The organism is Saccharopolyspora sp. NFXS83 (assembly GCF_026241095.1).
Classification (GTDB): domain Bacteria; phylum Actinomycetota; class Actinomycetes; order Mycobacteriales; family Pseudonocardiaceae; genus Saccharopolyspora_C.
This window is the reverse complement of record NZ_JAPFGB010000018.1, coordinates 16,467-42,989: the sequence shown is the minus strand read 5'-3', so window position 1 is coordinate 42,989 and position 26,523 is coordinate 16,467. Positions and strand designations below refer to the sequence as shown.

The following is a 26,523-nucleotide window of genomic DNA, read 5'->3' as shown; positions in this document are numbered from 1 at the left end:
TGGCTGCGAGGTGATCACCGGCGCGGCGGCCAGCGGAGGGACGGACACGAAAGGCGGGGAGGGCCGGGATGGCGTGGAGCACCAGGGAGCTCGCAGAGCTGGCGGGGACGACCGCGCGCACGGTTCGCCACTACCACCAGATCGGGCTGTTGCCCGAGCCGGAACGACGCAGCAACGGTTACAAGCAGTACGGCGTGACCCACCTGATCCGCCTACTGCGGATCAAGCGACTCGCCGAGCTCGGTGTCGGCCTGCACACCATCGCCCAGCTGGGCGATGACGAGCATCCGGTGGAGGCGTTGCGGGCCCTGGACTCCGAGCTCAGCGAACAGATGAGCCGGTTGAGCAAGGCCCGCGCCGAGGTCACGATGATGCTGGAGGAGCAGCTCGCCACGGACCTGCCTCCGGAGTTCGCGGTGACCGCGGCCGTGCCGATGTCCGACGCGGACAAGCGCCTCACCTCAGTCCTGGGCAGGCTGCTCGATCGCGACGACCGTCAGGTTTACGCGGACCTGGTCGCGTCGGATGCGCGCAGTCGGGTCGACGACGATTTCGAGGGCCTTCCGGCCGACGCCGGAGAAGCCGTCCGGCACGACCTCGCCGTGCGCATGGCGGCGCACCTGGAGACGCTGCGCGAGCAGCACCCCGGTGTCTTCGAGCTGGGCTCATCGGATCCCCGACGCTTCCAGGGCACCGTGGAGCAGGTCTCGCGGGAGATCTACAACCCGGCTCAACTCGACGTGCTGCGCCGGACGACGGCACTGTTCTGGCGGGGCGAGGATCACGCAACGACGTCCCGCGCCGCGCCGCATCCGGCACGACAGGCCGTCGACGAGTGATCCCGGTGGCCGGGCCGCATCGATGGGCGCAGCGGTGACGGTCGCCCTCGGCATCACGGCGGTAGGTCGGGCCGAGCTCGCCGGCGAGGAGGAGGCCGCGCCACCGCACACCGATCAACTCCGGCTCGCCCTGGCGATGCCCCGGATTTCGTCGGGTGACGGGACAGCGGGACGAGCCTGGTCGCAGACCTTTAAACGAGCGTCCCGGTAGGTCACCGGGGGGTTCGAATCCCCCGCTTCCACCCAGGTGACCAGTACGAACGGAGCCCGGCGAGGACGTCCTCCCGCCGGGCACCGTGGCTCAGCTCTGGTCGCGGTCGCAACCGCCCGCCAGAGCCGCAGAACCTGCTGGCGGTCGGCGGGGATGAGTACTTTCACGGATCCCCGTCGTGGGGTGTGGGTGCCACCATCGCTCAATGATCAACGAAAGGCACGTGCAGCGACCTGCCGAACGCTGGGGGCTCAGCGCGGTGCTGGCGGTTCTGACCGCGTCCTGCTGGTGGGCCTGGATGGCCTGGGACCAGGGCTATCAGACCGACCCGGCGGCGGGAGCGGCCAGCGGCCCCTACCAAGCGTGGCAAGTGGCCGGCTGCGTCGTCTGCCTCGTCGCGCTGGGTGTGGGCGCGAGCGTTCGGCTCCCCGCGTGGCTCGTCGTCCCGATCATGCCCGTCGCGTTCACCGCGGCTTGGGCCTGGACCGCCGCCGGGACGGACGACAGCGGTCTCTGGGCCGTCGGTGCGGTGCTGGTCTTCGTCGGCATGCTCGCCGGAACCGGGGTGGTCAGCGCAATCACCGCCTTCGCGCGCGGCGCGGCAGGACGACGAGGGCGAGCGGTTCCAGCAGGCTGATAGCCGCCACCCGCTGGAGCTACCCGGAGGCGAAGGGAGCCCTCCCCCGCACGTGACCTTGCGAGCGGACCGGAGCGTCGACTCCCCGCTTCCCGGTGAAAAGCACGAGAAGAGCCCGGCGAGGACGACCCCGCCGGGCTCTTCCGCGTCCCGCCTCAGTTCCGGCCTCGGCCCCGCAGCCCTCAGCGCGCGGTGGTCCGCTCGATCCAGTCGCGGTGGGCGGTGAGGTCCGTGTAGATGCCGGGGCCGGTGGCGCACGTCGGGTCGGCGTCGCCGTCGCGGCTGGTCGCGCCGATCAGCTGCCAGTCGCCGGGGCGGCCTGCGAGCTGCGGGCCGCCGGAGTCGAGGATGCACGCCTGCGCGTTCTCGGTGGGGCTGTCGGTGCACAGCTCGTTGCCCGGGGCGTAGTTCTCGGTGCACCGGTCGTCCGGGACGAGTTCGGTGTCCAGTTCCTGCAGCGTGATCGGCGGGTCCGGGCATTCGCTGCCGTCCTCGCAGGTCATCCCCCAGCCGAGGATGCGGGTGCCGGTGCCGGCCGGGCCGGGTTCCGCGGCGATCTCGACGGGCTGCGCGTCCACGGGGTGGTCCAGCTTCATCACGGCGACGTCGTCGTGGAACGGCTCGTAGGAGAAGTCCGGGTGCGCGATGACCTCGGTGACCTTGGCTTCGGCGCCCTTCGTGCGGTCGTGGTCGCCGATCCGCACGGAGAGCTGCTCGGGCTTGACGTCCACCGTGCAGTGCCCGGCGGTCACGATCCAGTCCGGCTCGATCAGCGTCGCTCCGCAGTAGTGGTGGCCGTCCTTCTGCACGCTCACCATGAACGGGTACTCCGCGGTGGCGTCGTGGCCACCGATGATCGCCGAAGCGGGTGGGGCCAACACCGCCGTGAGCGCGACCGCTCCCACCGCCCCGAACAGTGCCGCTTTGCCGGGCTTGCCCATCAGATCCTCCTGCGTGCTCCGCGATTCGGTCACACGCCAAGCTAAAGATCCGCCCCGTCGGCGAAATCACCTTCACAGCCAGCGTGATCTACTACTTTCGGCCAACGGCGACGAACGGCCCTGCCGCCGAGAGCGGAAGCCGACGCGGTTCGAAGTCGTTGATGCCTCGGGGAACTCCGCGCGGCCGAAGCGGTGATCAAGCGAACCGGCGGCGCCGTCGGCCTGGCGGATGCGGCCTCCCGTCCGATGCGAGGCGGGATCCGCGCCCCCTCCAGCAGCCCGCCGCGGCTAAACGACTCGCATTCGATTGTCACTCGAAACGGTGAAGTTATGCACCTGAAAGTGGGGCAACCGATTTCCGGCGAATTCGGCAAATCCGCCTGAATCGGCTATTTTCGCTGCTCAGGAACCGGCTTTCGCCGTCCGCGCCGACACGTACGCGCGTACTTTTCCGTTTGGACCGATCCTCTCGGTGGGTTAGCGTCCGCCAGGCACCTGATCGGCGGTACCGGCGATTCGGTGGCATCCCCGATCGCACTGCACTTCCCCGAATGCCGCTTTTCGGCATTCCCTCACCGCATCGCCGCAGCCCGGCATGGCCGGGTCAGGAACCGAGGAACGAGTCATGACAGCGCGAACCCGATCCGCACGAACCGCCCCGGCGCAGCGCCGGGTGCTCGGCTGCGCGCGATCGTCGCTGCTGGCCGGTGGCCTCGCGGCGTTGCTCGCCGGGTGCGGGGGCGGTGCGCTGCCACCTGCTCCGGCGGCGGAATCCGCCGCCCCCGCACCGGTTGGACAAGCCGACCGGGTCGACCTCACCGGGCTCCCCGCGGCGAGCACCTTCGGCGACATCGGCAGCGCCGTCGCCGACCCCGCGCCGGACGCCGCCACCGACGGCGTCGTGCTGCGCGTCGAGCGGGACGTGGCCGTGCACGGCACGCCCGGCGGCCCGGCGTTCGCCCGGCTGCCCGCGATGCAGCTCGGCAACCCGACCTGGGTTCCGGTGATCGCTCGGCACGCCGACTGGGCGCAGGTCCTGCTCCCCTCCCGTCCGAACAGCAGCAGCGGATGGATCCGCGTCGGCCCGGCGAACCCGATCACCCAGGCGCGCACGCCGTACCACGTCGACGTCGACGTCGACGCGAAGCGGCTCGTGGTGCGAGAGGGCGAGCGCGAGATCGGCGCCTGGACCGTCGGGGTGGGTTCGCCGGACTCCCCGACACCGCGCGGGCGCACTTACCTGATGGCCGCGATCGAAGAGACGGTCACGGACTTCAGCCCCATCATCCTTCCCCTCGGCACCCACTCCGAGACCTTCAACAGTTACGGAGGCGGACCGGGAACCGTCGCATTGCACGGCTGGCCGGATCCGGCCGTGTTCGGCGAAGAAGCCAGCGACGGCTGTGTGCGAGTACCGCCGGACGCATTACGGCTGCTGAGCACACTGCCGCTGGGAACACTCGTGTTGCTGCATTGACGACACGTCGTACGACCAGCGGAGACGGAACGCGGCGGGAAGGCGGCAGGGACCAGGCAACAACCCTGTCGCGACGATGAGCCCGGCCCAACCGGACGACGGAAAGCCGGCCCCACAGTAATCCCGGAAATCGAAACGAAGGAAGTGCGACAGTGCACAACAAAGCACGCTTCGCCGGTGTCATCACGGCGACCGCTGGATTGTTGCTGGCAGGCGCTCCGGCGTTCGCCGACAGCGCGGACAACGACGGGGTCAACGTCGGCAACGACAACAACGTGAGCTTGGTTCCGATCCAGCTGTGCGGCAACAACGTTGCAGTCGCCGGAGCCGTCGTCTCCGTACTCTCCCCGCAGACCAGTGAATGCGTCAACGCGCCGGTCGTCGACCACCCGTCGCACAAGCCGGAGAAGCCCGACCACGAAAAGCCGGAGAAGCCGCACAAGCCCCACAAGCCCCACAAGCCGCACAAGCCCGGTGGCCACGGCGGCGGTGGCCACGGCGGGGGCCCCGGCCCCGGCCCGGCGCCCGCTCCGGCGCCCGGCCCGGCGCCGAGCGCTCCTGCCCAGCAGGTGTCCCCGGCCGAGCTGCCCACCGCGCCCAGCCCGGTGGCGGTCGCCGGCCACGCGGCCGTGACCGGCTGACGGAGTTCGTCCCGATTCGCACCGTGCCCGTGCCCCGTTCCGACCCTCGCTGTGGTCGCCGGGGCACGGGCACGTGCACAGTGGTGACATGTTGATCCGCATCCCCACGCCCGGCGACGTACTCGGAATGGCCCGCTCCACGGTCGGCTGGGCGGTGGAATCCGCGACGACGGTCGCCGCGGCACCGGCGCGGGTGCTGGGCCTGGTGGACGGCGTGGAGGCCCTGCTGGCCAGGGTGAACACCGTCGTCGACGGGGCCGAGGAGATCCTCGCCCGCACCGGCCGGACCGTCGACGAGGTCGAAGAGGTGCTGCGGGAGGCCAAGACCGTGGCCGCCGCCGCGGGCGCCACCGTCGAAGCCGCGGGCGCCATCTCCGCCGAGGCTCGCACCATCGTCGAGAACGCCGGTTCGGTGAGCGACACCGCCTCGAACACCGTCGCCGACGTGCAGAAGACCGCGGCGATGGCCGACGAGCTGCTGGCGACCTACGAACCCATCGCCCGGAAAGCGGCGCCGATGGCGCAGCTGTTCGTCGACGAGCTCTCGCAGAAGGAGGTCGACGCGGCGATCCGCCTGGTCGACGAGCTGCCGGTGCTCACCGAGCACGTGCTCTCCGACGTGCTGCCGATCCTGCGCACCTTGGACAAGGTCGGGCCCGAGATCCACGAGCTGCTCGAAGTCACCCACGACGTGCGCCGCGCCATCGTCGGCATTCCCGGCTTCCAGTTCTTCCGCCGTCGCGGTGGGGAGAAGGTCGAGGAGGAGGCCGACGAGCGCTCCGAACCGCGCCCGTTCGAGGCGACGCGGACGGACAGCGGTGAGATCGGCTCAGGCTTGCGCTGAACCAGCTGGATCTGCCACTCGAAAGTGCGATCATGGCGCCTGCGCACGGCGGAATTTCCCGCTGCACGGCTAGATTCGCGTGCGGCGTAGTTCACTACGCAGTCGGCGTGGTCGCCCCGGTCCGACCGGCGGTCACTCCTCTCGGGATGTCCGGCGGAGTACTCCCCCTCTCTTCGCCGGACATCACCGTTTCCCGCTCGCGCCTCGCGAATCTCCCGCAGTGACGGCGTTTCTGACGCGCCGCCTGGACGCTCCGCTTCGGCGATCCCACCGGTTCTCGTTGCGCCGCAACGAAATCCTGGTCAGTCGAGCAGGCCGGCGGTGAGTTCGGTGAGCCGGTTCGCAGCGGTCTCCCAGTCGGTTCCGGCGGGCTGCACGGTGCAGAGCGCGACGATCAGCACCCCGCCGCCGCGGCGGACCAGGCCGGTCGTGTGCATCGCGGGGCGGTCCAGGTCGACCCGATCGTCCGGGACCTTGCGGCGAGCGCTCGCGGGCTCGGCCGGAGCGGGCTCGTTCGGGCCTGGGCCGAAACCGGACCAGCCCTGCTTCACCGCTTCCGGAACCCGCTCCACCGACGGGATGCCGAAGGACTGGTCGAACCCGTCGGCCGCGAAGGTCGTGAAGCGGCGCAGCTCGTCGAGCACGTACGCGCCGGGAGCTCCCGCCGCGCGCAGGTGGCGGTAGGTCAGGACCACGTCGGCGGCGGTGAACACCGCGTAGCCCCACATGTCCGGGTCGCGGGGCGGTTCGGTGTCGGCGAGGCCGATCTCGGCGACCATCCGGTGGATGATCGCCTCCCGGCCGCCGCGGTCCCAGAGCTCGCCGGCCGCGTCGTCGTCGCTGGCGCGCAGCATCGGCTCGAGCAGCGCGCGGTCGGCCTCGGTGGGCTCACCGCGGCGCAGCAGGTGGTCCAGCGCGATGAGCGGCTTCACCAGCGACGCGGAGCGGAAGCGGTGCCGCGAGTCGCGTCGCCGCAGCACCGCCGACGTCTCCGCGTCCACGACGAGGTAGCCGGTGCGCTCGCCGTCCGGTCCGTGCTCCGCCGTCATCGCCGGCCCCCGTTCCTCCGCTGCCGTCCAGGCACCGTAGCAACGCGGTCGACCCGTGATCGACGTTCTCAGCCCTCCGGGTAGAAGGTCTTGGCCGCGGCGAGCAGGGTGTCGTTCTCACCGGTGTCGCCGACGGTGATGCGCACGCCGGAACCGGCGAACGCGCGCACCACGACGCGCTCGGTGAGGCAGTGCTCGCTGAACTCGACGGCGCGGTCGCCCAGCGGCAGCCACACGAAGTTGGCTTGCGTCTCGGGAACCTCGAAGCCGAGGGCCAGCAGCTCGTCCCGGACCCGGACCCGCTCGGAGGCGATCGCGGCGCAGCGCGCCCGCAGCTCGTCCTGCGCGTCGAGCGAGGCCAGCGCGGCGGCCTGGCCGACGGCGTTGACGCTGAACGGGACGCACACCTTGCGCAGCGCCTCCGCCACGTGCGCCGGGCCGATGGCGTAGCCGATGCGCAGGCCCGCGAGGCCGTAGGCCTTGGAGAAGGTCCGCAGCACGAGCACGTTGTCGTAGCGGGCGGCCAGCTCGACGCCGTCCGGCACCTCCGGGTCGGTGACGAACTCGCGGTAGGCCTCGTCCAGCACGACGAGCACGTCGGAGCGGACCGAGTCGAGGAACCGCTCCAGCTCCGCGCGGCGCACGGCCGGGCCGGTCGGGTTGTTCGGGCTGCACACGAAGACGAGCCGGGTGTCCGGGGTGATCGCGGCTGCCATCGCGTCGAGGTCGAGCGCGTGCTCGGCGGTCAGCGGCACCTGGATCTGGGTGGCGCCGACGATGTGGCTCATGATCGGGTACGCCTCGAACGACCGCCACGGGTAGACGACGGAGTCCTCGGCGGTGCAGGTGATCTGCACGAGCTGCTCGCACAGGCCGACCGAGCCGCAGCCGACCGCGATCCGGGCCGGGTCGACGTCGAGGCGGGTGGCGAGCGCGTCGGTGAGGCGGGTGGCGCCCATGTCCGGGTAGCGGTGCACCTCACCGGCCGCTCGTGCGATGGCCTCGGTGACGCTGGGCAGCGGGCCCGCCGAGACTTCGTTGCTGGCCAGCTTCAGCGATCCGGCGACGGTGCGTCCGGCGACGTAGGCGGGCAGCTGGTCGAGGTCGGCGCGGATGCGGACGGTCATGCACGGCTCCTTGGTTCGGGCGGCACCACCGCTTCGCCGCTGGAAGTGCCGCCCGACCACTGTAGAACCGGCCGGGCGCCGCAACGCCGCTGGATCGGGGCGGGGAGGCGCAGAATCCGTGGGGCCGAGCCCGCGTTCCCCGGAGTGATCGGGGCGGGCGGTCCCGGTCGGCCGCCACTGCTTGTGGACAACTTCGCGAAGACTGTGGACAACTCGTTCCGCGCGGGATCGGAGCCGGTCTTGCCCGGTGTGGGAGCGGCTGCCGGGGCGCGATCCGATGACCTGCCGGACGTCCGGATCGGGCTTGCCCGCCGTCAGCATCCGGGCGGCGCCGATCGGGTGTAATACCGCGCACATCCACGGCGGTCCCGCGGCGCTGAACGCCCCCGCCCCGGCGCGGCGCGCGGGACGTCCCGATCCGCCGCTTCGAGCGCATCACCGCACGTGACGTGTCCGCCGCAGGGCGAATCGGTGATCACCTCGACGACCTCCGCGAGCTGCGGCGAGGGCTCCCGGGCGGTGGCGACGGTCTGTCAACCGCACTCCGCCATCCGGTTGATCACGTTGACTGCTGTTCACCCATCCCTGGTTACCTGAACGACATGACCGAAACCCGGACCGAGACGCTCGCGCTCACGGACGGCACCGAGCTCCGGCTGACCGTCGCCGAGCCGGAGAACGTCGTGCGCGGCGGGCTGGTGGTGCTGCACGAGGCGCGCGGCGTCACCGACCGGGTGCGCACCCTGGTCGGCGCCCTCGCCGACGAGGGCTGGCTGACCGTGGCGCCGCACCTCTACCACCGCGAGGGCACCGACGAGTTCTCCGACGACCACGCCGAGGAGCAGGTGCTCGACCAGGTGCAACGACTATCGGGCGAGTCGATCCTGGCCGATTCCGACGCCTCCTTCGTGTGGTTGACCGACCAGGGCGTGCCCGGAGACCGCCAGGGCGTGATCGGCTTCGACATCGGCGGGTCTGCGGCGCTGGTGGTGGCGGCGAGCCGGAGCCTGGGCGCCGCGGTGACCGTGGCCGGCGGCGGCATCCTGAGCCCGCTGTCGGACGGTCTGCCCCCGCTGGTGGAGATCGCCGGCGAGCTGGCGGGCCCGTGGCTGGGCATCTACGGCGCCACCGACTCCCGCATCCCGTCGGGCGAGGTGGACAAGCTGCGCGACGCCGCGGCGACGGCCCGCGTGGCGACCGACGTGGTGCACTTCAGCAGCAGCGAGCACCGCTTCGACACCGACCTGGACGCGGCGGTGGAGGCTTGGCAGCGGGCGCGCAACTGGTTCGACACGCACCTGCGCTGAGCCGCGGCGGGACCTGAGTTGCACACAGGCTGTGGATAAGTTGTCCACAGCCTGTGCGCAACCTGTTTGCGGTGCGCAGAGCGGGGTCGCTATGGCGTCGAAGCGGTGTCGTGAGTTAGGAAGCTAGTCATGACATCGAGCACCCACGCCGGCCAGACGCCCGAGCTCCTGTGGAGCCCCGCTCCGGACCACGTGGCGGGCACCCGCATCGCGGAGTTCAGCGAGTGGCTGCGCACCGAGCGCGGCCAGGACCTGCCCGACTACCAGGCGTTGTGGAACTGGTCGGTGTCGGACCTGACGGGCTTCTGGGGAGCCCTCGCGGACTTCTTCGACGTCGCCTTCCACGAACGGCCCGATCAGGTGCTCGAAGCCGAGATCATGCCCGGAGCGCGGTGGTTCCCCGGCGCGGCGCTGAACTACGCGGAGCACGCGCTGCGCGGCGGCCCCGGCAAAGCCGACGACGACGTCGCGGTGGTGTTCGCCAGGGAGGACGGGCACGGCTCGGAGCTCACCTTCGGCGACCTGCGGTCCCGGGTCGCCGCGATGCGCGCGGCGTTCGCGGAGCTGGGCGTGCGCCGCGGGGACCGGGTGGCGGCGCTGGCGCCGAACTGCCCGGAGACGCTGATCGCCTTCCTCGCCGCGGCCAGCCTCGGCGCCACCTGGTCGTCGTGCTCGCCGGACTTCGGCGTGCGCGCGGTGGCCGACCGCTTCGTGCAGATCGAGCCGACGGTGCTCGTGGCCGTCGACGGCTACGTCTACGGCGGACGCACCTTCGACATCAGGTCCACTGTGGACGAGCTGCGCGCAGAGCTGCCCGGCTTGGCGGGCACCGTGCTCGTCGACTACGTCGGAGCGGGCGAGCTCACCGGAACGCACGACTGGTCGGGGCTGCTGGAACGCCACCGCGGCGCCGAACTCGCCTTCGACCCGGTGCCGTTCGACCACCCGCTGTGGGTGCTGTACTCCTCCGGCACCACCGGCTTGCCGAAGGGCATCGTGCACGGCCACGGCGGCATGGTCCTCGAGCAGTTCAAGATGATCGGCCTGCACGCCGACCTCGGCCCCGGCGACACGTTCTTCTGGTTCACCACCACCGGCTGGATGATGTGGAACTTCCTGCTCGGCGGTCTGCTCACCGGCACCCGGCTGCTGCTGTTCGACGGCAGCCCCGGGCACCCCTCGCTGGACGCGCTGTGGGAGCTGGCCGCACGCCACCGGGTCACCTACTTCGGCACCTCCGCGCCGTTCATCCAGAGCTGCCTGAAGAAGGAGCTGCGTCCCGGCGACACCCACGACCTGGGCGCGCTGCGCACCGTCGGCTCGACCGGCTCCCCGCTGAGCACCGACGGCTTCCGCTGGATCGCCGACGCCGTGGGCGCCGACGTGCAGATCGCCAGCGTCTCCGGCGGCACCGACCTGTGCACCGCCATCGTGGGCGCCGCGCCGACCGTGCCGGTGTGGCTCGGCGAGATCTCCTGCTCGATGCTCGGCGCCTCGGTGCGCTCCTACTCGGAGGACGGCGCCGAACTGCGCGGCGAGGTCGGTGAGCTGGTCCTCACCAAGCCGATGCCGACGATGCCGGTGTTCTTCTGGAACGACCCCGACGGCTCTCGCCTGCACGAGGCGTACTTCGACACCTACCCCGGGATCTGGCGCCACGGCGACTGGATCGAGGTCACCGCGCGCAACACCCTGGTGATCCACGGCCGCAGCGACTCGACCCTCAACCGCGGCGGCATCCGGATGGGCACCGCCGAGTTCTACCGCGTGGTGGAGGCGTTCGACGAGGTCGCGGATTCGCTCGTCATCGACACCTCGGGCGCGACGGGCGAGGGGGAGGAACTGCTGTGCTTCCTGGTCCTCGCCGAAGGCGCCCGGCTCGAGGACGTGGAACCGGAGCTGAAGAAGCGGCTGCGCGAGCAGCTCTCGCCGCGGCACGTGCCGAACCGGTTCCTGCCGATCGACGAGATCCCGCAGACGCTCAACGGCAAGAAGCTGGAGGTCCCGGTGAAGAAGATCCTCGCCGGTGCCGACCCGGAGCGCGCCGTCAGCCGCGACGCCCTGCGCAATCCGGCGGCGCTGAACCCGTTCGTGCAGCTCGCGAGAGGTTCGCAGGGCTGACGGAGATCAAAACCCACCCCCTTCGTTGAGGCGCGGAAGGGCCGTGTAGTCTTTCCGCAGTGGCCAAGAGGACTACCGGGAGGCTTCGCCTAGTCTGGTCTATGGCGCCGCACTGCTAATGCGGTTGGGGGTCACGCCCCCTCCCGGGTTCAAATCCCGGAGCCTCCGCAGGGGTTCCCGCCCAGGCGGGGATCCACAACTGAACACGCGCCCGTAGCTCAACGGATAGAGCATCTGACTACGGATCAGAAGGTTAGGGGTTCGAATCCCTTCGGGCGCACGTCTGGTCGAGACAGCAGAAACCCCCTACTTAGTCGCAGGGGGTTTCTTGCTTTCCGGGTTCGGTGGAATCACGGCCCCACCGCCGCGAGAGCGCGGATTCCGCCGCTTCGCCTTGGCCGCTCGGCCCGATCGCGCGGCCGAGCCGCCCACCCCCATCACCTCGATGATCAACCGGCGTGCCGCCGCGGCGGCGTCGGATCGCAGGCGCGCCGGGGCACCGACGACGCGGGAATCGACCGCGGTCCAGCTGGTGAAGCTCCTGGTCCCGCAGGCCGATGCGGCGGGCCGCCAAGGCCAGCCGGGCCTGGCGCGGGAACCGCTGAGCCGCGCCAGGGCGGCGGGTGACGGCGGCCCGGGAACCGGCCGATGATCTGCGGCGGGCCGCGGAGCTCGAAGCCGGGCCGCGAGCAGGGATGGGCGAACCGTTGCCGGTGCTATCGGGCGAGTGCCCGGGTTCAGGCCGCGGAGGTCGACGGGGTGACGATGTCCTCGGAGAGCGGGGCGATGGCGGCCAGGATCGCGTCCACCGTGGCCGGTGGGACGCCCGCCTCGGCCAAGGAAGCGGTCAAGTGCTCGACGACCAGGTCGAAGTGCGCCTGCCGGATGCCGCGGCCCTGGTGGACCTGCTTCATCGCGGCGCCCCGGTACGGCTCGGGGCCGCCGAGCGCGGCGGCGAAGAACTCCACCTGCCTGCCCTGCAGCCGGGACATGTTGGTGCCGGTGAAGAAACCGGCGAGCTCCGGGTCGGCGAGGACCTTCTCGTAGAACGCGGCGACGACCCGTTCCAGCGCCGGGGTGCCACCGATCTCGTCGTAGATGCTCATCTCGCGGCGTCCTTCCAGTGGGGGATTCCAGCTCACCGCGGAGGAATTGCCGGGGCGTGTGGCGGCCGTGAACGAGTTGTTGCGTTCCGCTCATCGCGCGGGCGGGCGGCGGTGAGCGCGACGCGGCTTCCCGGTGGCGCGGCCCGCAATGAGCCTGAACACGGACTGTTGCAATGGAAAGTTGATTACTCTTCGTGCTTTTTTTCCTCGCCGACGAGCCGGAGAACCCGAGACGTTCGGCTTCTTCCAGCGGAGACACGTCACCGAATCCACCACTCCCGGTGACTTCAAGATCGTTACTGCTGAGCCGGAAAAGTCCGAAAGATATTGCGATAGGAAACTCGGACTCGAAACGGTAACAGAGTGCAACCTTTGGAACCCTGCCGGCGATCAAGGGGTGACGACTCGAAAGGGGTTAGGAGTGACCGTCACCAAATTCGCCGGAGCCGCCCTCAGCGCCGCGGCCCTGTGCTTCCTTGGCGTGCTGCCCGGCGCGGGGCACGCGCAGCCGATCAGCGAGCTCACCAGCGGGTCCGCCACGACGACCCGCGGCGCCGCGACGACCGGGGAAGGCACCGCGCAGGACGGCCTCCTCCACGACGTGGCGGAGGGGTTGAGCGAGCAGCCGGCCAGCGCCGCACCCGCCACCAGCGCCCCCGCCACCGACGAGCAGGACGCGCCCGGCGAAGGCGCCATCGACGAGCGCTACTCCGCACTGCCCCGCGAGGTGAAGGACGCCATCGGCAACCCGCTCGGCGACGAAGAGGTCGAGAGCGACTCGCTGCGGTGGCGGGAGTACGAGCACGCCCGCTTCTACTGGACGCCGGACACCGGCGCGCGGATCGTGTTCGGCGGCATCCTCGACCGGTTCGTCGCGCTCGGCGGCCACGACGTCATCGGCGTGCCCACCACCGACGAGACCGGCGACGACAACGGCGCCCGCTACAACGAGTTCATCAGCCTCGACGGGGCGGAGACCGCTTCGGCGATCTACTTCACCGGCGAGACCGGCGCGCACCACCTGAGCGGGCCGATCCTGGAGAAGTGGGCCGAGCTGGGCGCGGGCGACGCCCTCGGCTACCCCACCAGCGACACCGCGGCCACACCGGACGGGCTCGGCGCCTACAACCACTTCTCCCGCAGCGGCGGCGCCTCCATCTACCTGACCAGGGACAACGAGACGCACGTCGTGCAGGGCGCGATCCGCGACAAGTGGGCCGCGTCGGGCTGGGAGGCCGGGCCGCTGGGCTACCCGACCACCGACGAGCTCACCGCCGCCGACGGCCGCGGCAAGTACGCGCGGTTCGACGGTGACGGCGAGTTCGCCGCAGGAATCGTGTGGAGCCCGGAGGCCGGCGCGCACTCCGTGCGGGGCGCGATCGGCGACCGCTACATCGAGTTCAGCGGGCCGAACGGACTGCTCGGCCACCCGACCACCGATGAACTGTCCACTCCGGACGGACGTGGCCGGTACGCGCACTTCACCGGCACCGGCGGCGCTTCCGTCTACTGGTCGCCGCAGACCGGTGCCGTCGAGGTCTACGGCGGCATCCGCGCCCGCTGGGCCGAACTCGGCTGGGAACGGTCCTACCTCGGCTATCCGGTGCGCGGCGAGCACGACGTGACCTGGGGCCGCAGCACCGAGTTCGAACTCGGCTACATCGACTGGCACCGCGACACCGGAAAGGTCTTCGACTTCCCGAAGTGAGTCGAGTTTTCCGCTGTGCGGCCCGCAATCGGGCCGCGACGAGCTGAGGTGCGCCTGACGGAGTGGGGTCCGTCAGGCGCACCTCTTCCTTTCTGCCACCTCGTGCCCCGCCGCCGCCGGGAATTCGACGAACCCGCGGCTGCGACGTTCGAGTGGAGCGTCCCCCGGCGACTGCGGCCAAACCGGTGAACGCCTCGGAGCGGGGCAACCACCGGCACCCGTCGGGCGTGTCCATGTCGTACGGAATTCCTTGCTACGCAAGCGAAAAGGGGACGTGCCTTGAAGACCAAGCACTGGGGAATCGTGCTCGCGGCGGCAGCCGTACCGCTCGCGCTCGCCGGGCCGGCGGCCACCGCCGCCACCGCGCCGGAACCCGCCGCGCAGACCGCCCAGGCCGAGCAGCAGGCTTTCACCGCGATCGAAGACCGCTACTGGAACGACGCCGCATTGCGGGAACTGCTGGGCGAGCCCGTCGACTCCGAGCAGAACGCCGAGAAGTTCAACTACCAGCAGTACCAGCACGGCTGGATGTTCCAGAATCTCGGCGACGGCGCCGTCACCGCGATCCAAGGCGACATCGCCGCGCGGTACACCGAGCTCGGCGGCGCGCCCGAGCTCGGCGCCGCCACCACCGACGAACTGGTCGCACCGGACGGTGTGGGGCGCTACAACCACTTCACCGGCGGCAGCGTGCACCCGTCGATCTACTGGACCCCGGACACCGGGGCGCAAGCCGTGTGGGGCCCGGTGCGGGACTTCTGGGAGTCGAAGGGCTGGGAGGTCGGTTACCTCGGCTACCCGACGAAGAGCACCTCCACCACCGCCGACGGGGCAGGCGCGTACAACCACTTCGTCGGGCCGGACGGGGCGGGCGCCTCGGTGTACTGGTCCGATGAGTCCGGCGCGCACTCCGTGCAGGGCGACATCCGCGACGTCTGGGCCGGGCAGGGCTGGGAGACCGGAACGCTGGGCTATCCGACGACCGACGAGCTGGTCGTCGCCGACGGCGTCGGCCGGTACAACGAGTTCGCGGGCACCGGCGGGGAGCCCGGAGCCGCCTACTGGTCCCCGGATTCCGGCGCGCACTGGCTGGCCGGGCCGATCCTGGAGCGCTGGGACCAGCTGGACGGGCAGGCCGGCTACCTCGGCTACCCGACCTCCGACCCGCACGAGGTCGAAGGGGGCACGCAGGTCGACTTCCAGCGCGGCTACGTCGTGCTGGACGAGAGCACCGGCGAGGTCACCGACGCGCCGTGGTGAACCCGCCGCGGGTGAACCGCCACTGACGGGCCGGGCCTGCTTCGGCAGGCCCGGCTTCGCGCGCCCCTCGTCAACCGAGTTCACCGGCCAGCGATCCCAGCAGATCGGCGAATTCCGCCGGGCGGCAGAAGTACCCGACGTGGCTGGAATCGATCGACCGCACGTCGAACCGGGCGTCGGGCGCCAGCTCGTCGGCTTCCTCGATCATGCGGTCCTGCTCGGCGAGCAGGATCGACTCGTCCGCGGTGAACCGCACGAAGGTGCGCGGAACCCGGCCCCAGCGGGCGGCGGTGGCGAACCGGGGCTCCGCGGCGATGGCGACGTTCACGTCCGGCTCCATGACGTCGATCAGCGCCCGGAACTCGTCGTCGGTCCCCTCGGCCATGATCGCCGCCTTCGCCGCCCGCAACAGCTCCGGATCGGAACTGCGCAGGTTGACCCGGACCACGCCCAGCGCGGCCGGATCGCCGATCACGGGCCACGGGATCCGGTCGAACAGGTTCCCCGCACGTTCCGGCCGGCTCGCGTACTCGCCGACCGCGTCCGAACCGACGGCGCACCACGCGGACAGGTACACCAGCCGGTCGACGAGCTCCGGCACCCGCTCGGCGACCGCGGTGATCGGGACGCCGCCCGCGCTGGTCCCAGCGAGCAGCACCGGGCCGTGCTCGGCGACGCGGCGGACCAGCGCCTCCACGTGGTCGGCGTAGTCGTCGACGCCGACGCCCGCCAGCGCGGACGGGGCGGTGGCGAACTCGTCGAGGTCCTGCGGAGCCTGGTAGAAGCCGGGCGGGTGGTGCGCGTTCATCCCGTGGCCGGGCAGGTCCGGCGCCAGGCTGCGGTGACCGCGCAACGCCAGTTCGCGTTGCAGCGGACCCCAGATCGCGGCCGTGCTCGCCGCACCGTGGATCAGGACGATCGTGGCTGACATGGAAGCCTCGTTCTCCGCCGCGGAAACCGCCGCGCGGCGAGTGGTGGGGACACCGAAGGCACCGATCTCGGGCGGAGACCGGCGAGCGCTCGTGCCGAACGGCTAGCGCGGAATTCGCGCCGAGGGCGCCGGCAACTCCATCGGGAGCTCCGGGGTGCCGGGTTCCGGCGAGCGGGCTGCTTCGTCAGCGGATCACGTCGTTCAGATTACGGCGCCGTGCAAGCGAATATCGACGCGCGGCGGCGGGCCGCTCGGGACGACGGGGCGCCGCTCGTGGTGGGCGCGCAGCGCGAGCAGCGTCGCCAACCGGTGGCAGACCCACTCGTCGGTGCGCAGGCGGTGCTTTCCCACGTGCTCCGGCTCGTCGGTCGGCCAGACGATCTCCTCGTCCGGCACGGCGGCGATCGGCGCCGCGACCACGGCCGGGGGCGGCGGCGCGGCGCGGAGCCGGTCCACCGTGACCGTCCCCGGACCCGCGTGCGCGTGCTCGCCCGCCCCGCCGCGCAGCGGGAGCAGCAGCGCCAGCGCGATCAGCAGCGCCGCTGCGGCGGCGAGCGCCGCGAACTGGGCGATCATGCCTGCTCCCGCGCGTCGCGCAGGGCCTTGGCCCGGATCAGGCAGTCCGAGCAGGTTTCGGCGAACCAGTCGCAGTCGGTGGGTTCGGTGACCGTCAGCCGCAGCCCGCACAACGCCTCGCGCGCCTGCCCCGGATAGGGGCGCTGCTCCGGGGACAAGGCGTGCCGCTCGCCCTGCGCCGGGCGCCAGTACGCGACCGGGCCGGCTGACCTGATGAACACCGCGAACCTCCTCGTTCGTCGCCGCGGACAGCGGTGCGCCGCGCGGAACCACCGGTCGAAATCCGGGACATTCCGGTCCGCCGCGTCGTTCGCGCACCACGATCGACATCCGAAACGAAACCGTGTACCTGAACGATAAAGAGAGTTCATTCCACAAGGAACTACCCATTCGGATGATCTTGATTGCCTTCGGGTCCCGGCACTGGAAGAACTGGTAGTGATCACACAATTCGCTCGAAAGGCCGCCGATGAGCATCACCGGCCCGCCCGTCGCCCGGCTGCAGCTGGGACGACTCCTGCGGGACATGCGCGAGAACTGCGGAAAGACCCAGGAACAGGCCGCGATCGCACTGGAATGCACCAAACCGAAAATCAGCAAGATCGAGACGGGGAAGGCCACCATCGGACCGGGAGACGTCCGGCTGCTCATCGACTGCTACGGGGTGGCGGGCGACTCCGCGGACACCGTTGTGCAACTCGCCCGCCAAGCGCGGAAACGGAATCACATTCGCGTTCCCGATTGGGCGCAGCGATTCATCGCGATGGAAAGCATCGCCGCCACGATCTCGACGTACGAGTCGGAACTCGTGCCCGCGCTGTTCCGCACCCCGGAGTACGCGAAGGCCGTCGGGCTCGCCGCTGATCCGCGCCGGGACGCCGACGAGCTCGAACGGCTCGTCACCATCAACGCCGACCGCCAATCGGTGCTCAGCAGGGACGAACCGCCGGTGCTCACCGCGGTGCTCAACGAAGCCGTGCTGCGCCGCCAGGTCGGCGGTTGCGCCGTGATGCACAAGCAGCTCGCGCACCTGCGCGACCTCACCGAGCGGCCGAACATCACGGTGCAGGTGCTGCCGTTCGGCACCGGCGCGCACGCCGCGATGGGCACCACCTTCCACCTGCTGCGCTTCGAGCAGCCCACTCCCGGCTCGCTGGTCTACATCGAGAACCTGGTCAACGCCGACTACCTCGACGGCCCCGCCCAGACCGACTGGTACGACACCGCGTTCACCCGGCTCCGCGCGGCTGCGCTGAGCCCCGGCGACACGGCCACCTTCCTCGACGAATCGCTCTGAGCACCGGTGCGGCACCGACCGCGAAGACCGGCTCCCCCGGCGGTGACGGGAGCCGGGCCTGACGCGTGCGCAAGAATGACCCCGCGGCGACGGGGAAGATCTTCTTGAGGACGGTGTCGTGGAGCCCAGCAGCCCGATCCGCTCGGACGGAGCACCCGGGGAAAGACCGAAGGCGCCACCGAGCCGTCAGCTCGACGCGTTGCCCGCCCCCACGGCACGCCGCGCCCGGTGGATCGCGCACGTGGTGGCGCTGCTGCTCGGCGTGGCCGGTCTGAGCTGCGCGCTCGCGCTGCCCTTCGCGCCGGTGTGGGCCGACCGCACCGAGGTGAGCTGGCCCGCCGCCGACGAGCCCGCCGTGTCCACCACCGCCCTGCTCGCCCCGTACCGGCCCGCCCAGTTCACCGCGACGATCCCGTGCCCCGCGCTGCGGGCCGCGCTGGACCGGCCGGATCCGACGATGGTGCTCGCGACGGTGCCGCCGGGAAGCGACCGGGACGGTCTGCTGCTGAGCGCCGAAGGCGGCGCCCCGAAGCTGGTCATGGGTGAGCGCGCCGTGGCGCTGCCGCCGCTGCCCGCCGACTGCGACCTCACCGTCCGGGCCGACGCCCAGCACTCCACGATCACCGTGGGGACGCTGCCGCCGATCGCGCTGCCCGGAGTGCCCGCACCGGAGATCTTCACGTTCAGCACCGGGCTGCCACCGGAGCAGGCCGTGCAGCTGTCGGTCACGGCCCGCACCTACACCTGGTTCGAGACGGCCCCGACGTCGCTGAAGCTGTCCTTGACCGGGTTCGCGATCGTGCTGGCCGCCGCGTCGTTGCTGCTGCTCATCGCGCACACGCCACCGGCCTGGGCCGGAATCCGGCGAGCAGCCCTCGGTCGCATTCGCTTCGACCTCTCGCTATTACTGCCGGTTGATGCCCTGGTCGCCGCCGTGCTGGCGTTGTGGCTGGTCATCGGGCCGATCAGCGACGACGACGGTTTCGCGATGCTGACCATCCGCAACCACGCGGCGACCGGCGACATCGGCAACTTCTACCGCTGGTTCAACGCGTCCGAAGCACCGTTCACGCTGGTGCAGCACCTGATGCGCTGGGTCTCGGAGTACAGCCTGGCCCCGGCGTGGCTGCGGGTGCCGAGCGTCGTCGCCGGGCTGCTCACCTGGCTGGTGCTCAGCCACGGCATCGTCGCCCCGCTGTGCCGGGGCGTCCGGCGGGCGGGCGTGCACCTGCTGACCGCGGTGTTCTTCTTGGCGTGCTGGCTGCCGTTCGACCTCGGCATCCGGCCGGAGGCGTTCGTCGCGCTCGGCACCGCCGCCGTTCTCGCGCTGCTGCTGCGAGCCACCGCCCCCGGTGTGCGGGCTCCGTTCGGATACCTCGGCGGGGCCGCGCTGCTGACGGGGCTCACCGTCGCGGTCACGCCCACCGGGATCGCGGCCGTGCTCGTCGTGCTGATGTTCGCGCCGCGCATCCGGCGACTCCTGCTGCTGCCCGGTGAGCTGCCGCGCTGGATGGCGGTGCCGACGCGGGCCGCGCTGCTGTGCTGCCTCGGTTCGGTCGGCGTGGTCGCGATGTTCGCCGACTCCACCTGGACCGGCTTCACCCGGGCGACCGCGATCCACAACGAGTTCGGGCCGAACCTCGGCTGGTACGAGGAGATCGAGCGCTACTCCTCGTTGCTGGGGACCAGCACGTGGGGCACGGCGAGCAAGCGGCTCGCGGTGCTGCTCGTGCTCGCGGCGGTGCTGCTGGCCGCGGCCGGGGTGCTGCGAAGGCTGCACCGCGCGGTGCGGATGCCGGAGCTGCCGCTGCTGATCGGCGCGGTGCTGGCGGTGTTCGCGACGCTGTGGCTGACGCCGTCGAAGTGGACGCACCACTTCGGCGCGCTCGCCGGGGTCGCGCCGGCGCTGCTGGCGGCGACGGTGGTGCTGCTGGCCCGGGTCGGGTCGTTGCCCAACGCCCGCCGGGAGGCCCGGCAGCTCGGCGTCGCCGGTGCGGTGGCCGGTGCCGGGGCGGCGGCGTTGGCGTTCCAGGGACCGAACTCGTGGTGGCAGTACTCGGACTTCGGCGTGCCGTGGTCGGACACCGCGACCCGCCCGCTGGACCTGCCGCTGGACGGCCCGCTGCCGTGGCTGCTGGCCGCGGTGCTGATCGGCGTCGTCGCGTTCGGGCTGGTGCGGCTGCGGGTGCTGGCGGGGGCGTGGACGCTGCCCGCGACGGCGCTGTTCACGACGTCGGCGCTGGTGATGGTCGCGGTGCTGATCGGCTCGTTCCTGCAGGCTCCCGCGCAGGCAGGCGCGTTCTCGGTGGGCCGCTCCAGCTGGGACAGCGTGCGGGCGCGCAGCTGCGGCATCGAGAACGAGGTGGAGACGCTGCCGCTGGCCGAGGACGGCACGCTCGCCCTCACCGGAGGACCGCTGGACGACACCGAGCAGGACGCGGCGGACGAGCAGCGACGTGAACCCGCCGGTTTCGTCGCCAACCAGGGCCGTCCCGGCTGGCCCCCGCAGGAACCGCTGCTGCGCCGCCCGCCGGACGAGCTCGCGCTGCGCCCCACGGGCGCCGAGGCCGAGCCCACCGACGCGAGCCCGCTGATGTGGGACAGCCTCGCCGACGGCCCGCGCACCACCGGCGAGGTCACCACCGGCTGGTTCGAGCTGCCCGCGCTGCGCTCCGGCCAGGAGCTGTCGGTGTGGGTGGCCGGGCGTCCCGAGCAGGGCAACGACCTGCGCGTGGAGTTCGGCCAGAACACCGCGGGCCCTGAGACCGCCGACCAGGTGCGCGCGCTGGGCTCCCGCGAACTGCGCGATCCGCCGCCGCGCCAGCTCCCCTACGACGACCCGCGGATGGGCCGCGCCGCCGACTGGCGCGACTTCCGCTCCTGGCGGCTGATCACCGTCGATGCCGCGGACCTGCCCGCGGGCGCGGACCGGGTGCGGCTGCGCGCCACCGACGCCACCACCGACGAGCAGGGCTGGCTGGCGTTCGGCGGGCCCGCGGTGCGCGACGTGGTGCCGCTGCGCGACGTGCTCGACGGGGGTGTTCCGGCGCTGGTCGACTGGCCGATCAGCTTCCTGTTCCCCTGCTACGTCGACTACCCGCGCGTCTCGCACGGCACCGCCGACAGCCCGGGCCTGTTCATCACCCCGCCCGGCGGTGAGGGCTCGATGGCCTTCGACCCGTCCTACGGCGGCGTGTTCACCGGAGTGCCCGCCCAATCTCGCAGGTGGGAGACGCCGAGCAGGCTGCGCGGCGATCCCGGCTTCGTCTGGGGCCACGTGCTGTCGGTGAGCTACGACCTGGACCGCGACGTCTACGACCGGACGACCCGGCGGGTGCGCCAAGGCGGCGCGGGCGGCGACGGCGAGTACCCGTTCGAAGAGGGGAACCTGCATCCGTGACCGCGCGGCGACGCGCGTGCCGCACCAGCCGAACCGGTGATACGTCGAGCTCCGGCAAGCCCGTGATCACCGCGTTCTCCGGGCCGACGCATAACGATCACACGATCTCGGTGCGAAAGTGCCCGCGGATGCGGAAAACTGGCCGCGCCGGGCACCCGCGGCGTTCCTCGTTTGGAAGGCCCGCGCCGGATCCCCGGCTGCCGGGCAACCGATCAGCCGCGCTCGGCGTCCACGCAGGGCGAGCGGCGATGAGGGGGAGTCAGGTGGCCGAAACGATCAGCCCAGCGGTGCCGGTGCCGTCGCACCAGCGGACCGAGGAGGCGGCAACGGGTTCGCTCATCTCCTACGTGCTTCCGGTCTACAACGAGCAGGACGGCATCCGCCGCTTCCACCACGAGCTGATCGCCGCCACCGACACCCGGCCGGACTTCGACTACGAGTTCGTCTACGTCAACGACGGGTCCGCCGACGATTCCCTAGCCGTGCTGCGGAAACTCGCCGAGGCCGACCCGCGGGTGCGGGTGCTGGACTTCGCCCGCAACTTCGGCCACCAGATCGCCATCACCGCGGGGCTCGACCACGCCGAGGGCGACGCGGTGATCGTGATGGACACCGATCTGCAGGACCCGCCGAAGGTCAGCATCGAGATGATCGACGCGTGGGCGCGGGGTGCGGAGATCGTGTCCGCGCGGCGCCGCACCCGCCGCGACACCCGCTTCAAACGGCTCACCGCGCACTCCTACTACCGCTTGCTGCACAACCTGGCCGAAGTGGACATTCCCGTCGACACCGGGGATTTCCGGCTGCTGGACCGCCGGGCCGCCGAGGAGCTGCGCGGTTTCCGCGAACGCAGCAGGTTCATCCGCGGCATGGTCGCCTCGATGGGGTTCCAGCAGACCGAGGTGCTGTTCGACCGGGACGAGCGAGCCGCAGGCGAGACGAAGTACCCGCTGCGCAAGATGGTGCGGTTAGCCGCCGACGGGGTCACCGGGTTCTCCACCGCGCCGCTGAAGCTGATCACCCGCATCGGGTTCCTCAGCCTCGCGCTGGCCGTGCTGGGCATCCTCTACGCCGTGGCGATGCGGGTGTTCCTGCCGCAGGTCACCGTGTCCGGCTGGACCATGATCATGGTGGTGATGCTGTTCCTCGGCGGCGTGCAGATGCTCTCGCTCGGCGTGATCGGCAGCTACGTCGGGCGCATCTACGACGAGGTGCGCCAGCGCCCGCTCTACATCGTGCGCAAGGTGATCCGGCATGACCAGAGTTGAGCCGCGCCCGCCGAGGCTGCCGCGGCCCAGCCGGGCCCTGGTGCTCTACGGGATCATCGGCGTCAGCGGTGTCACCCTCGACTACCTGGTGTTCCTGCTGCTGTTCAACACCTTCGGCCTGCACGAGCAGCTCGCGAACGCGATCAGCACCAGCGTCGGCATCGCGAACAACTTCGCGCTCAACGCTTGGCTGAACTTCCGCACCTCCGACCGGCTGCTGATCCGCTTCGCCCGGTTCTACAGCGTCGGGCTCGCCGGGATGGCGCTGACGTTCCTGCTGCTGCACCTGGGTTCCGGGATGCTCGGGCTGACTCCGAACCTGGTGAAGGCCGCCGCGATCCCGCTGGTCGTGGTCCTGCAATACCTGATCAACAAGAGATGGAGTTTCGGATGAAGCTGGGTGTCGTGGGCGCCGGAGCCACCGGCCTGACGGCCGCGTTCGACGCGGTCAAGGCCGGCCACGACGTCACCGTGCTGGAGGCGTCGGCCGAGCTCGGCGGCCTCGCGGCCTCCATCGAGGTCGGCGGCACGCCGCTGGAGCGCTTCTACCACCACAGCTTCAAGTCGGACCGGGCGATCATCGACCTGATCACCGAGCTCGGGCTGGCCGACGAGCTGCGGTTCCACTCCCCCACCACCGGCGTGTACCTGGACGGCGAGCTGCACCCGTTCGGAACTCCGGTGGAGATGCTGAAGTTCCCGAAGTTCTCGATGCTCGACCGGCTGCGCTTCGGCGCGAGTTCCGCCGCGCTCAAGGTGGTCCGCGACGGCTCCCGCTTCGGTTCGGTGCGCGCGCTGGACTGGATGCGCCGCTGGGCCGGGCCGCGCGTCACCGGGACCATTTGGGAACCGCTGCTGACCGGCAAGTTCGGCGACCGCGCCGAAGAGGTGTCGATGGCGTGGCTGTGGGCGCGGATCCACTACCGCACCTTCGGACTCGGCTACGTGCACGGCGGCTTCGAGCAGGTGTACCGGGCGCTGCTGGACGCGGTGACCGAGCGCGGCGGAAGCGTCGAGTTCGGCAAGCCCGTCACCTCCATCCGCCAGCCCGCGTCGGTGGAGGTCAAGACCGCCGACGGCACCGCCTACGAGTTCGACCGGCTCATCGTCACCGTGCCGCAGCCGGTGTTCGCGAAGGCCGCCGAGATCGAGTCCGACGACGTGCTGTGGCGCAACCAGTACCTCGGGGCGACGTGCTTCGTGCTGGAGTGCGACCGCAGCGTCATCCCGTACTACTGGCTCAACATCAACGACACCGAGTTCCCGTTCCTCGCGGTCGTCGAGCACACCAACATGGTCGACCGCGCCGAGTACGGCGGGCGCCACGTCGTCTACGTCGGCAACTACGTGCCGCGCGACGACTGGCGGTTCACCACCGAGCCCTCGGAGCTGCTGGAGCGCTACATCCCGTGGCTGCGCAAGCTGAATCCAGACTTCGACGAGTCGTGGATCCAGGACTGGCACTTCTCGAAGGCCGGTTTCGCCCAGCCCGTCGTCACCCCCGAGTACCGGGCGCTGATCCCGGAGCACACCACCTCGATGCCCGGCGTCACGCTCGCCACGATGTCCCAGATCTACCCCCAGGACCGCGGCCAGAGCTACGCGATCCAGATGGCCCACGACGTGATCCGCGACCTCGGCCTCGACCGGAGCCCGTCAGCCTGAGCAGGTGAGGGCCCCCGGCCGAAGCCCGTCCAGTGGCCGACGAAGCGACTCCTCTCCGACCAAAAGCCCGTGCCTCACGACAAAGCCGTGCCTTGGGCTGCGAAGCAAGCCTGCCCTGCGGCCGAAAGCCGTGCCTGTAATCGCGCCGCGATTAGCCCACGTCCACAAGCCGACCACCGGCGGGTTCTCAGCGGCTTCCTCGCGAGGACAGCTTTTTCCCTCGTGGCGAAGCCACTCGGGAAAAAGATCCCGCAGCGAGGAAGCCGCTGAGGTTCCGCTAAATGGCCACCAACGCAACCAACGCAGAACGCCCCCGGCCAACGGGCCGGGGGCGTTCCAGTGAAACCGAGGTATTACAGGTAGTACGCCAGGAACAAGCACCCCGCCAGGATCGCTCCGAGGACCAGCAGCACCTTGTCCTTCAGCGCCACCTCCTCGGGCTCGCCTGCGACGCCCTTGTCCACGTCCACCGCGTACCGCAGGATCGCGATCACCATCGGGATGATCGAGATGATGCCCCAGCGGGACTGCTCGATCTCGCGGATGTCGTAGGCCCACAGGCAGTACGTCATGATCGTGATCGCGGCCGCGATGGCCCACACGAACCGCAGGTAGGACGGCGAGTACGCCTTCAGCGACTTGCGGATCTTCGCGCCGGTCTCGGCCGCCAGCTTCACCTCGGCGTAGCGCTTGCCCGCCACCATGAACAGCGAACCGAAGGCCACCACGATGTAGAACCACTGGGTGATCTCCAGCCCGGCCGCGGCACCACCGGCGACCGCGCGCAGCAGGAACCCGGAGGCCACGATGCACAGGTCGATCACCGGCTGGTGCTTCAGGCCGAAGCAGTAGCCCAGCTGCACCGCGATGTAGACGGCCATCACCGTCAAGAGCCCGAAGCTCACCCCGGCCGAGATGGCCAGCGAGCCGCCGAGCAGCAGCACCGACACGACCCAGGCGATCGGCAGCGGGATGAGGCCCGCCGCGATCGGCCGGTTGCGCTTGGTCGGGTGCTGGCGGTCGGACTCGACGTCGATGGCGTCGTTGATGAAGTAGATGCCCGAAGCGGCCATCGAGAACACCACGAACGCCAGCGCCGCGTCCAGCACCACGGACGGCTGCAGCAGCGCGCCAGCGGTGAACGGTGCGGCCAGCACCAGGACGTTCTTCACCCACTGCTTCGGGCGAAGCTCCTTGATCAGTCCGCTGACCAGGCCCGCGGGCGTGCCCGCCTTCGCGGTCACCTTCGCGTGGTAGGCGTCGGAGGACTTGTCCTTCTCGTCCCCGGCGCCCGCCGTCGTCTCCTCGGGTTCCTCCAGCGCGCCCGCGCTGCCGCCGCCCTCGGAGCCGATCGAGCCCTCCACGTCGGATTCGACCTCGTTGCGCACCTGGTCAGCGTCGGTCTCGGTCACGGCCTTGCCGTTGCCGGACGTGCCGTTGGTCCCGGCCGCGTCGAGCCCGCTTTCGGGATCGCTGACGGTCGCGCCCGTCTCGTTCTTGTCAGCCACGGTTCCTCCGCCGTCTCATGAACCGCCGGACGCCCAGCGCCACGGCACCGCCGAGCGCTGAACCGGCGAGAACGTCGCTCGGGTAATGCACCCCCAGAACCATCCGGCTGACCATCATCGGCGGCACCAGCGCCGGAGTCAGCCGCTTGCCCAGCAGTCCTCCGTAGAGGACCGCCGCCGTCGTCGTTGACGTGGCGTGCGAGGACGGGAAGCTGAGCTTGCTCGGCGTTCCGACCAGCACCTGGACCTGCGGGTCACCGGGGCGGCTGCGCCGCACGACCCGCTTCACGCCGATCGACGCCCCGTGCGCGAAGGCTACGCCCGCCGTCGCCGCGACCCACTCTCCGCGTCGCTTGCGGTCCACCAGCGCGCCCACGGCACCGATCGCCAGCCACCCGGCCGCGTGCTCGCCGAACAGCGACATCGCGCGGGCCGCTTTGACCACCGGCGGCTTCGCCAGCGCGCCCTGCACCTTGCGCAGGGCGAGCGTCTCGGTGGTGACTTCCGGCACCGGTTCCCAGGTGCCGGGGATGAACTCCCGCTCCTCGGCGCTCGCAGCGCCGGGAGTCGTCGTAGTCGGTTCAGCAGCCACTTCGTCTCCGGGGTCGGG

The 26,523-nt window shown here is 70.9% G+C and carries 24 protein-coding genes and 2 tRNA genes; 17 read left to right on the top strand and 9 right to left on the bottom strand.

The genetic code is table 11. The annotated features are described in order from the left end of the window. Positions 1 to 68 precede the first annotated feature (68 nt). Positions 69 to 839 carry a MerR family transcriptional regulator gene (locus OOZ19_RS19820; RefSeq protein WP_266091620.1) on the top strand — a complete coding sequence of 257 codons (771 nt, stop codon included), beginning with the start codon at positions 69 to 71 and terminating at the stop codon, positions 837 to 839. Between the two features lie 416 nt (positions 840 to 1,255). Further along, positions 1,256 to 1,687 carry a hypothetical protein gene (locus OOZ19_RS19815; RefSeq protein ID WP_266091619.1) on the top strand — a complete coding sequence of 144 codons (432 nt, stop codon included), beginning with the start codon at positions 1,256 to 1,258 and terminating at the stop codon, positions 1,685 to 1,687. A 182-nt stretch (positions 1,688 to 1,869) separates the two neighbouring features. Here the strand turns inward: OOZ19_RS19815 and OOZ19_RS19810 are convergent, their stop codons facing one another. Then, on the bottom strand, positions 1,870 to 2,661 hold the full coding sequence (locus OOZ19_RS19810) for a S1 family peptidase (protein ID WP_266091618.1): 792 nt from the start codon (positions 2,659 to 2,661) through the stop codon (positions 1,870 to 1,872). Between the two features lie 592 nt (positions 2,662 to 3,253). On the opposite strand from OOZ19_RS19810, the gene ldt-CoaP reads away from it, so the two are divergent. From ldt-CoaP to OOZ19_RS19795, 3 genes are all read left to right on the top strand, one after another. Then, entirely contained in the window at positions 3,254 to 4,105 is an 852-nt protein-coding gene (ldt-CoaP, locus tag OOZ19_RS19805; protein WP_266091617.1) for a L,D-transpeptidase, read from the top strand. 152 nt (positions 4,106 to 4,257) lie between these two features. Further along, the gene (locus OOZ19_RS19800; RefSeq protein WP_266091616.1) at positions 4,258 to 4,746 is read left to right on the top strand and encodes a hypothetical protein; all 489 of its coding nucleotides are present in this window, start codon (positions 4,258 to 4,260) and stop codon (positions 4,744 to 4,746) included. 88 nt (positions 4,747 to 4,834) lie between these two features. Next, positions 4,835 to 5,590 (top strand): hypothetical protein, encoded by a 756-nt coding sequence (locus OOZ19_RS19795; protein WP_266091615.1) that lies wholly within the window; start codon positions 4,835 to 4,837, stop codon positions 5,588 to 5,590. Positions 5,591 to 5,892: 302 nt separating this feature from the next. Here OOZ19_RS19795 and OOZ19_RS19790 read toward each other — a convergent pair whose 3' ends face one another. After that, a complete protein-coding gene (locus OOZ19_RS19790) occupies positions 5,893 to 6,639 on the bottom strand; it encodes a hypothetical protein (RefSeq protein WP_266091614.1) in 747 nt (248 codons plus the stop codon). A 68-nt stretch (positions 6,640 to 6,707) separates the two neighbouring features. Further along, positions 6,708 to 7,766 carry a histidinol-phosphate transaminase gene (gene hisC, locus OOZ19_RS19785; RefSeq protein ID WP_266091613.1) on the bottom strand — a complete coding sequence of 353 codons (1,059 nt, stop codon included), beginning with the start codon at positions 7,764 to 7,766 and terminating at the stop codon, positions 6,708 to 6,710. 602 nt (positions 7,767 to 8,368) lie between these two features. On the opposite strand from hisC, the gene OOZ19_RS19780 reads away from it, so the two are divergent. From OOZ19_RS19780 to OOZ19_RS19760, 5 genes are all read left to right on the top strand, one after another. Next, positions 8,369 to 9,073: a dienelactone hydrolase family protein gene (locus tag OOZ19_RS19780; RefSeq protein ID WP_266091612.1), complete on the top strand. Its 705-nt coding sequence runs from the start codon at positions 8,369 to 8,371 to the stop codon at positions 9,071 to 9,073. 129 nt (positions 9,074 to 9,202) lie between these two features. Beyond that, complete coding sequence (locus OOZ19_RS19775) at positions 9,203 to 11,194, top strand: acetoacetate--CoA ligase (RefSeq protein ID WP_266091611.1); 1,992 nt, start codon at positions 9,203 to 9,205, stop codon at positions 11,192 to 11,194. A 78-nt stretch (positions 11,195 to 11,272) separates the two neighbouring features. Continuing rightward, positions 11,273 to 11,362 (top strand) — tRNA-Ser (locus OOZ19_RS19770). Positions 11,363 to 11,401: 39 nt separating this feature from the next. Then, positions 11,402 to 11,474 (top strand) — tRNA-Arg (locus OOZ19_RS19765). Between the two features lie 165 nt (positions 11,475 to 11,639). Next, positions 11,640 to 11,846 carry a hypothetical protein gene (locus OOZ19_RS19760; protein WP_266091610.1) on the top strand — a complete coding sequence of 69 codons (207 nt, stop codon included), beginning with the start codon at positions 11,640 to 11,642 and terminating at the stop codon, positions 11,844 to 11,846. 85 nt (positions 11,847 to 11,931) lie between these two features. Here OOZ19_RS19760 and OOZ19_RS19755 read toward each other — a convergent pair whose 3' ends face one another. Continuing rightward, positions 11,932 to 12,300 (bottom strand): group I truncated hemoglobin, encoded by a 369-nt coding sequence (locus OOZ19_RS19755; RefSeq protein WP_266091609.1) that lies wholly within the window; start codon positions 12,298 to 12,300, stop codon positions 11,932 to 11,934. Between the two features lie 421 nt (positions 12,301 to 12,721). Here OOZ19_RS19755 and OOZ19_RS19750 point away from each other — a divergent pair, with 421 nt between their 5' ends. Continuing rightward, the gene (locus OOZ19_RS19750; protein WP_266091608.1) at positions 12,722 to 14,008 is read left to right on the top strand and encodes an LGFP repeat-containing protein; all 1,287 of its coding nucleotides are present in this window, start codon (positions 12,722 to 12,724) and stop codon (positions 14,006 to 14,008) included. A gap of 279 nt (positions 14,009 to 14,287) precedes the next feature. Beyond that, complete coding sequence (locus OOZ19_RS19745; protein WP_266091607.1) at positions 14,288 to 15,268, top strand: LGFP repeat-containing protein; 981 nt, start codon at positions 14,288 to 14,290, stop codon at positions 15,266 to 15,268. 70 nt (positions 15,269 to 15,338) lie between these two features. Here the strand turns inward: OOZ19_RS19745 and OOZ19_RS19740 are convergent, their stop codons facing one another. The 3 genes from OOZ19_RS19740 to OOZ19_RS19730 form a co-directional block, all read right to left on the bottom strand. Then, positions 15,339 to 16,199 (bottom strand): alpha/beta fold hydrolase, encoded by an 861-nt coding sequence (locus OOZ19_RS19740; RefSeq protein WP_266091606.1) that lies wholly within the window; start codon positions 16,197 to 16,199, stop codon positions 15,339 to 15,341. A 201-nt stretch (positions 16,200 to 16,400) separates the two neighbouring features. Further along, complete coding sequence (locus OOZ19_RS19735) at positions 16,401 to 16,775, bottom strand: hypothetical protein (RefSeq protein ID WP_266091605.1); 375 nt, start codon at positions 16,773 to 16,775, stop codon at positions 16,401 to 16,403. After that, on the bottom strand, positions 16,772 to 16,996 hold the full coding sequence (locus OOZ19_RS19730; RefSeq protein ID WP_266091604.1) for an HC3 family zinc finger protein: 225 nt from the start codon (positions 16,994 to 16,996) through the stop codon (positions 16,772 to 16,774). The genes OOZ19_RS19735 and OOZ19_RS19730 overlap by 4 nt, the downstream gene beginning before the upstream one ends. Positions 16,997 to 17,244: 248 nt before the next feature. Between OOZ19_RS19730 and OOZ19_RS19725 the strand changes: the two genes are divergently transcribed. From OOZ19_RS19725 to OOZ19_RS19705, 5 genes are all read left to right on the top strand, one after another. Then, positions 17,245 to 18,072, top strand: a complete 828-nt coding sequence (locus OOZ19_RS19725) for a helix-turn-helix domain-containing protein (RefSeq protein WP_266091603.1) — start codon at positions 17,245 to 17,247, stop codon at positions 18,070 to 18,072. A 199-nt stretch (positions 18,073 to 18,271) separates the two neighbouring features. Further along, a complete protein-coding gene (locus OOZ19_RS19720; protein WP_266091602.1) occupies positions 18,272 to 21,472 on the top strand; it encodes an arabinosyltransferase domain-containing protein in 3,201 nt (1,066 codons plus the stop codon). Positions 21,473 to 21,735: 263 nt separating this feature from the next. After that, positions 21,736 to 22,740, top strand: coding sequence for a glycosyltransferase family 2 protein (locus OOZ19_RS19715; protein ID WP_266091601.1), 1,005 nt, complete (start codon positions 21,736 to 21,738; stop codon positions 22,738 to 22,740). Further along, the gene (locus OOZ19_RS19710) at positions 22,727 to 23,134 is read left to right on the top strand and encodes a GtrA family protein (protein WP_266091600.1); all 408 of its coding nucleotides are present in this window, start codon (positions 22,727 to 22,729) and stop codon (positions 23,132 to 23,134) included. Before OOZ19_RS19715 ends, OOZ19_RS19710 begins: the two co-directional genes overlap by 14 nt. Next, the gene (locus OOZ19_RS19705) at positions 23,131 to 24,405 is read left to right on the top strand and encodes an NAD(P)/FAD-dependent oxidoreductase (protein WP_266091599.1); all 1,275 of its coding nucleotides are present in this window, start codon (positions 23,131 to 23,133) and stop codon (positions 24,403 to 24,405) included. Before OOZ19_RS19710 ends, OOZ19_RS19705 begins: the two co-directional genes overlap by 4 nt. A gap of 353 nt (positions 24,406 to 24,758) precedes the next feature. Here the strand turns inward: OOZ19_RS19705 and OOZ19_RS19700 are convergent, their stop codons facing one another. Both OOZ19_RS19700 and OOZ19_RS19695 read right to left on the bottom strand, forming a co-directional pair. Continuing rightward, entirely contained in the window at positions 24,759 to 25,913 is a 1,155-nt protein-coding gene (locus tag OOZ19_RS19700) for a decaprenyl-phosphate phosphoribosyltransferase (RefSeq protein ID WP_323055160.1), read from the bottom strand. Next, positions 25,906 to 26,505: a phosphatase PAP2 family protein gene (locus OOZ19_RS19695; protein ID WP_397545402.1), complete on the bottom strand. Its 600-nt coding sequence runs from the start codon at positions 26,503 to 26,505 to the stop codon at positions 25,906 to 25,908. The genes OOZ19_RS19700 and OOZ19_RS19695 overlap by 8 nt, the downstream gene beginning before the upstream one ends. Positions 26,506 to 26,523 lie beyond the last annotated feature (18 nt).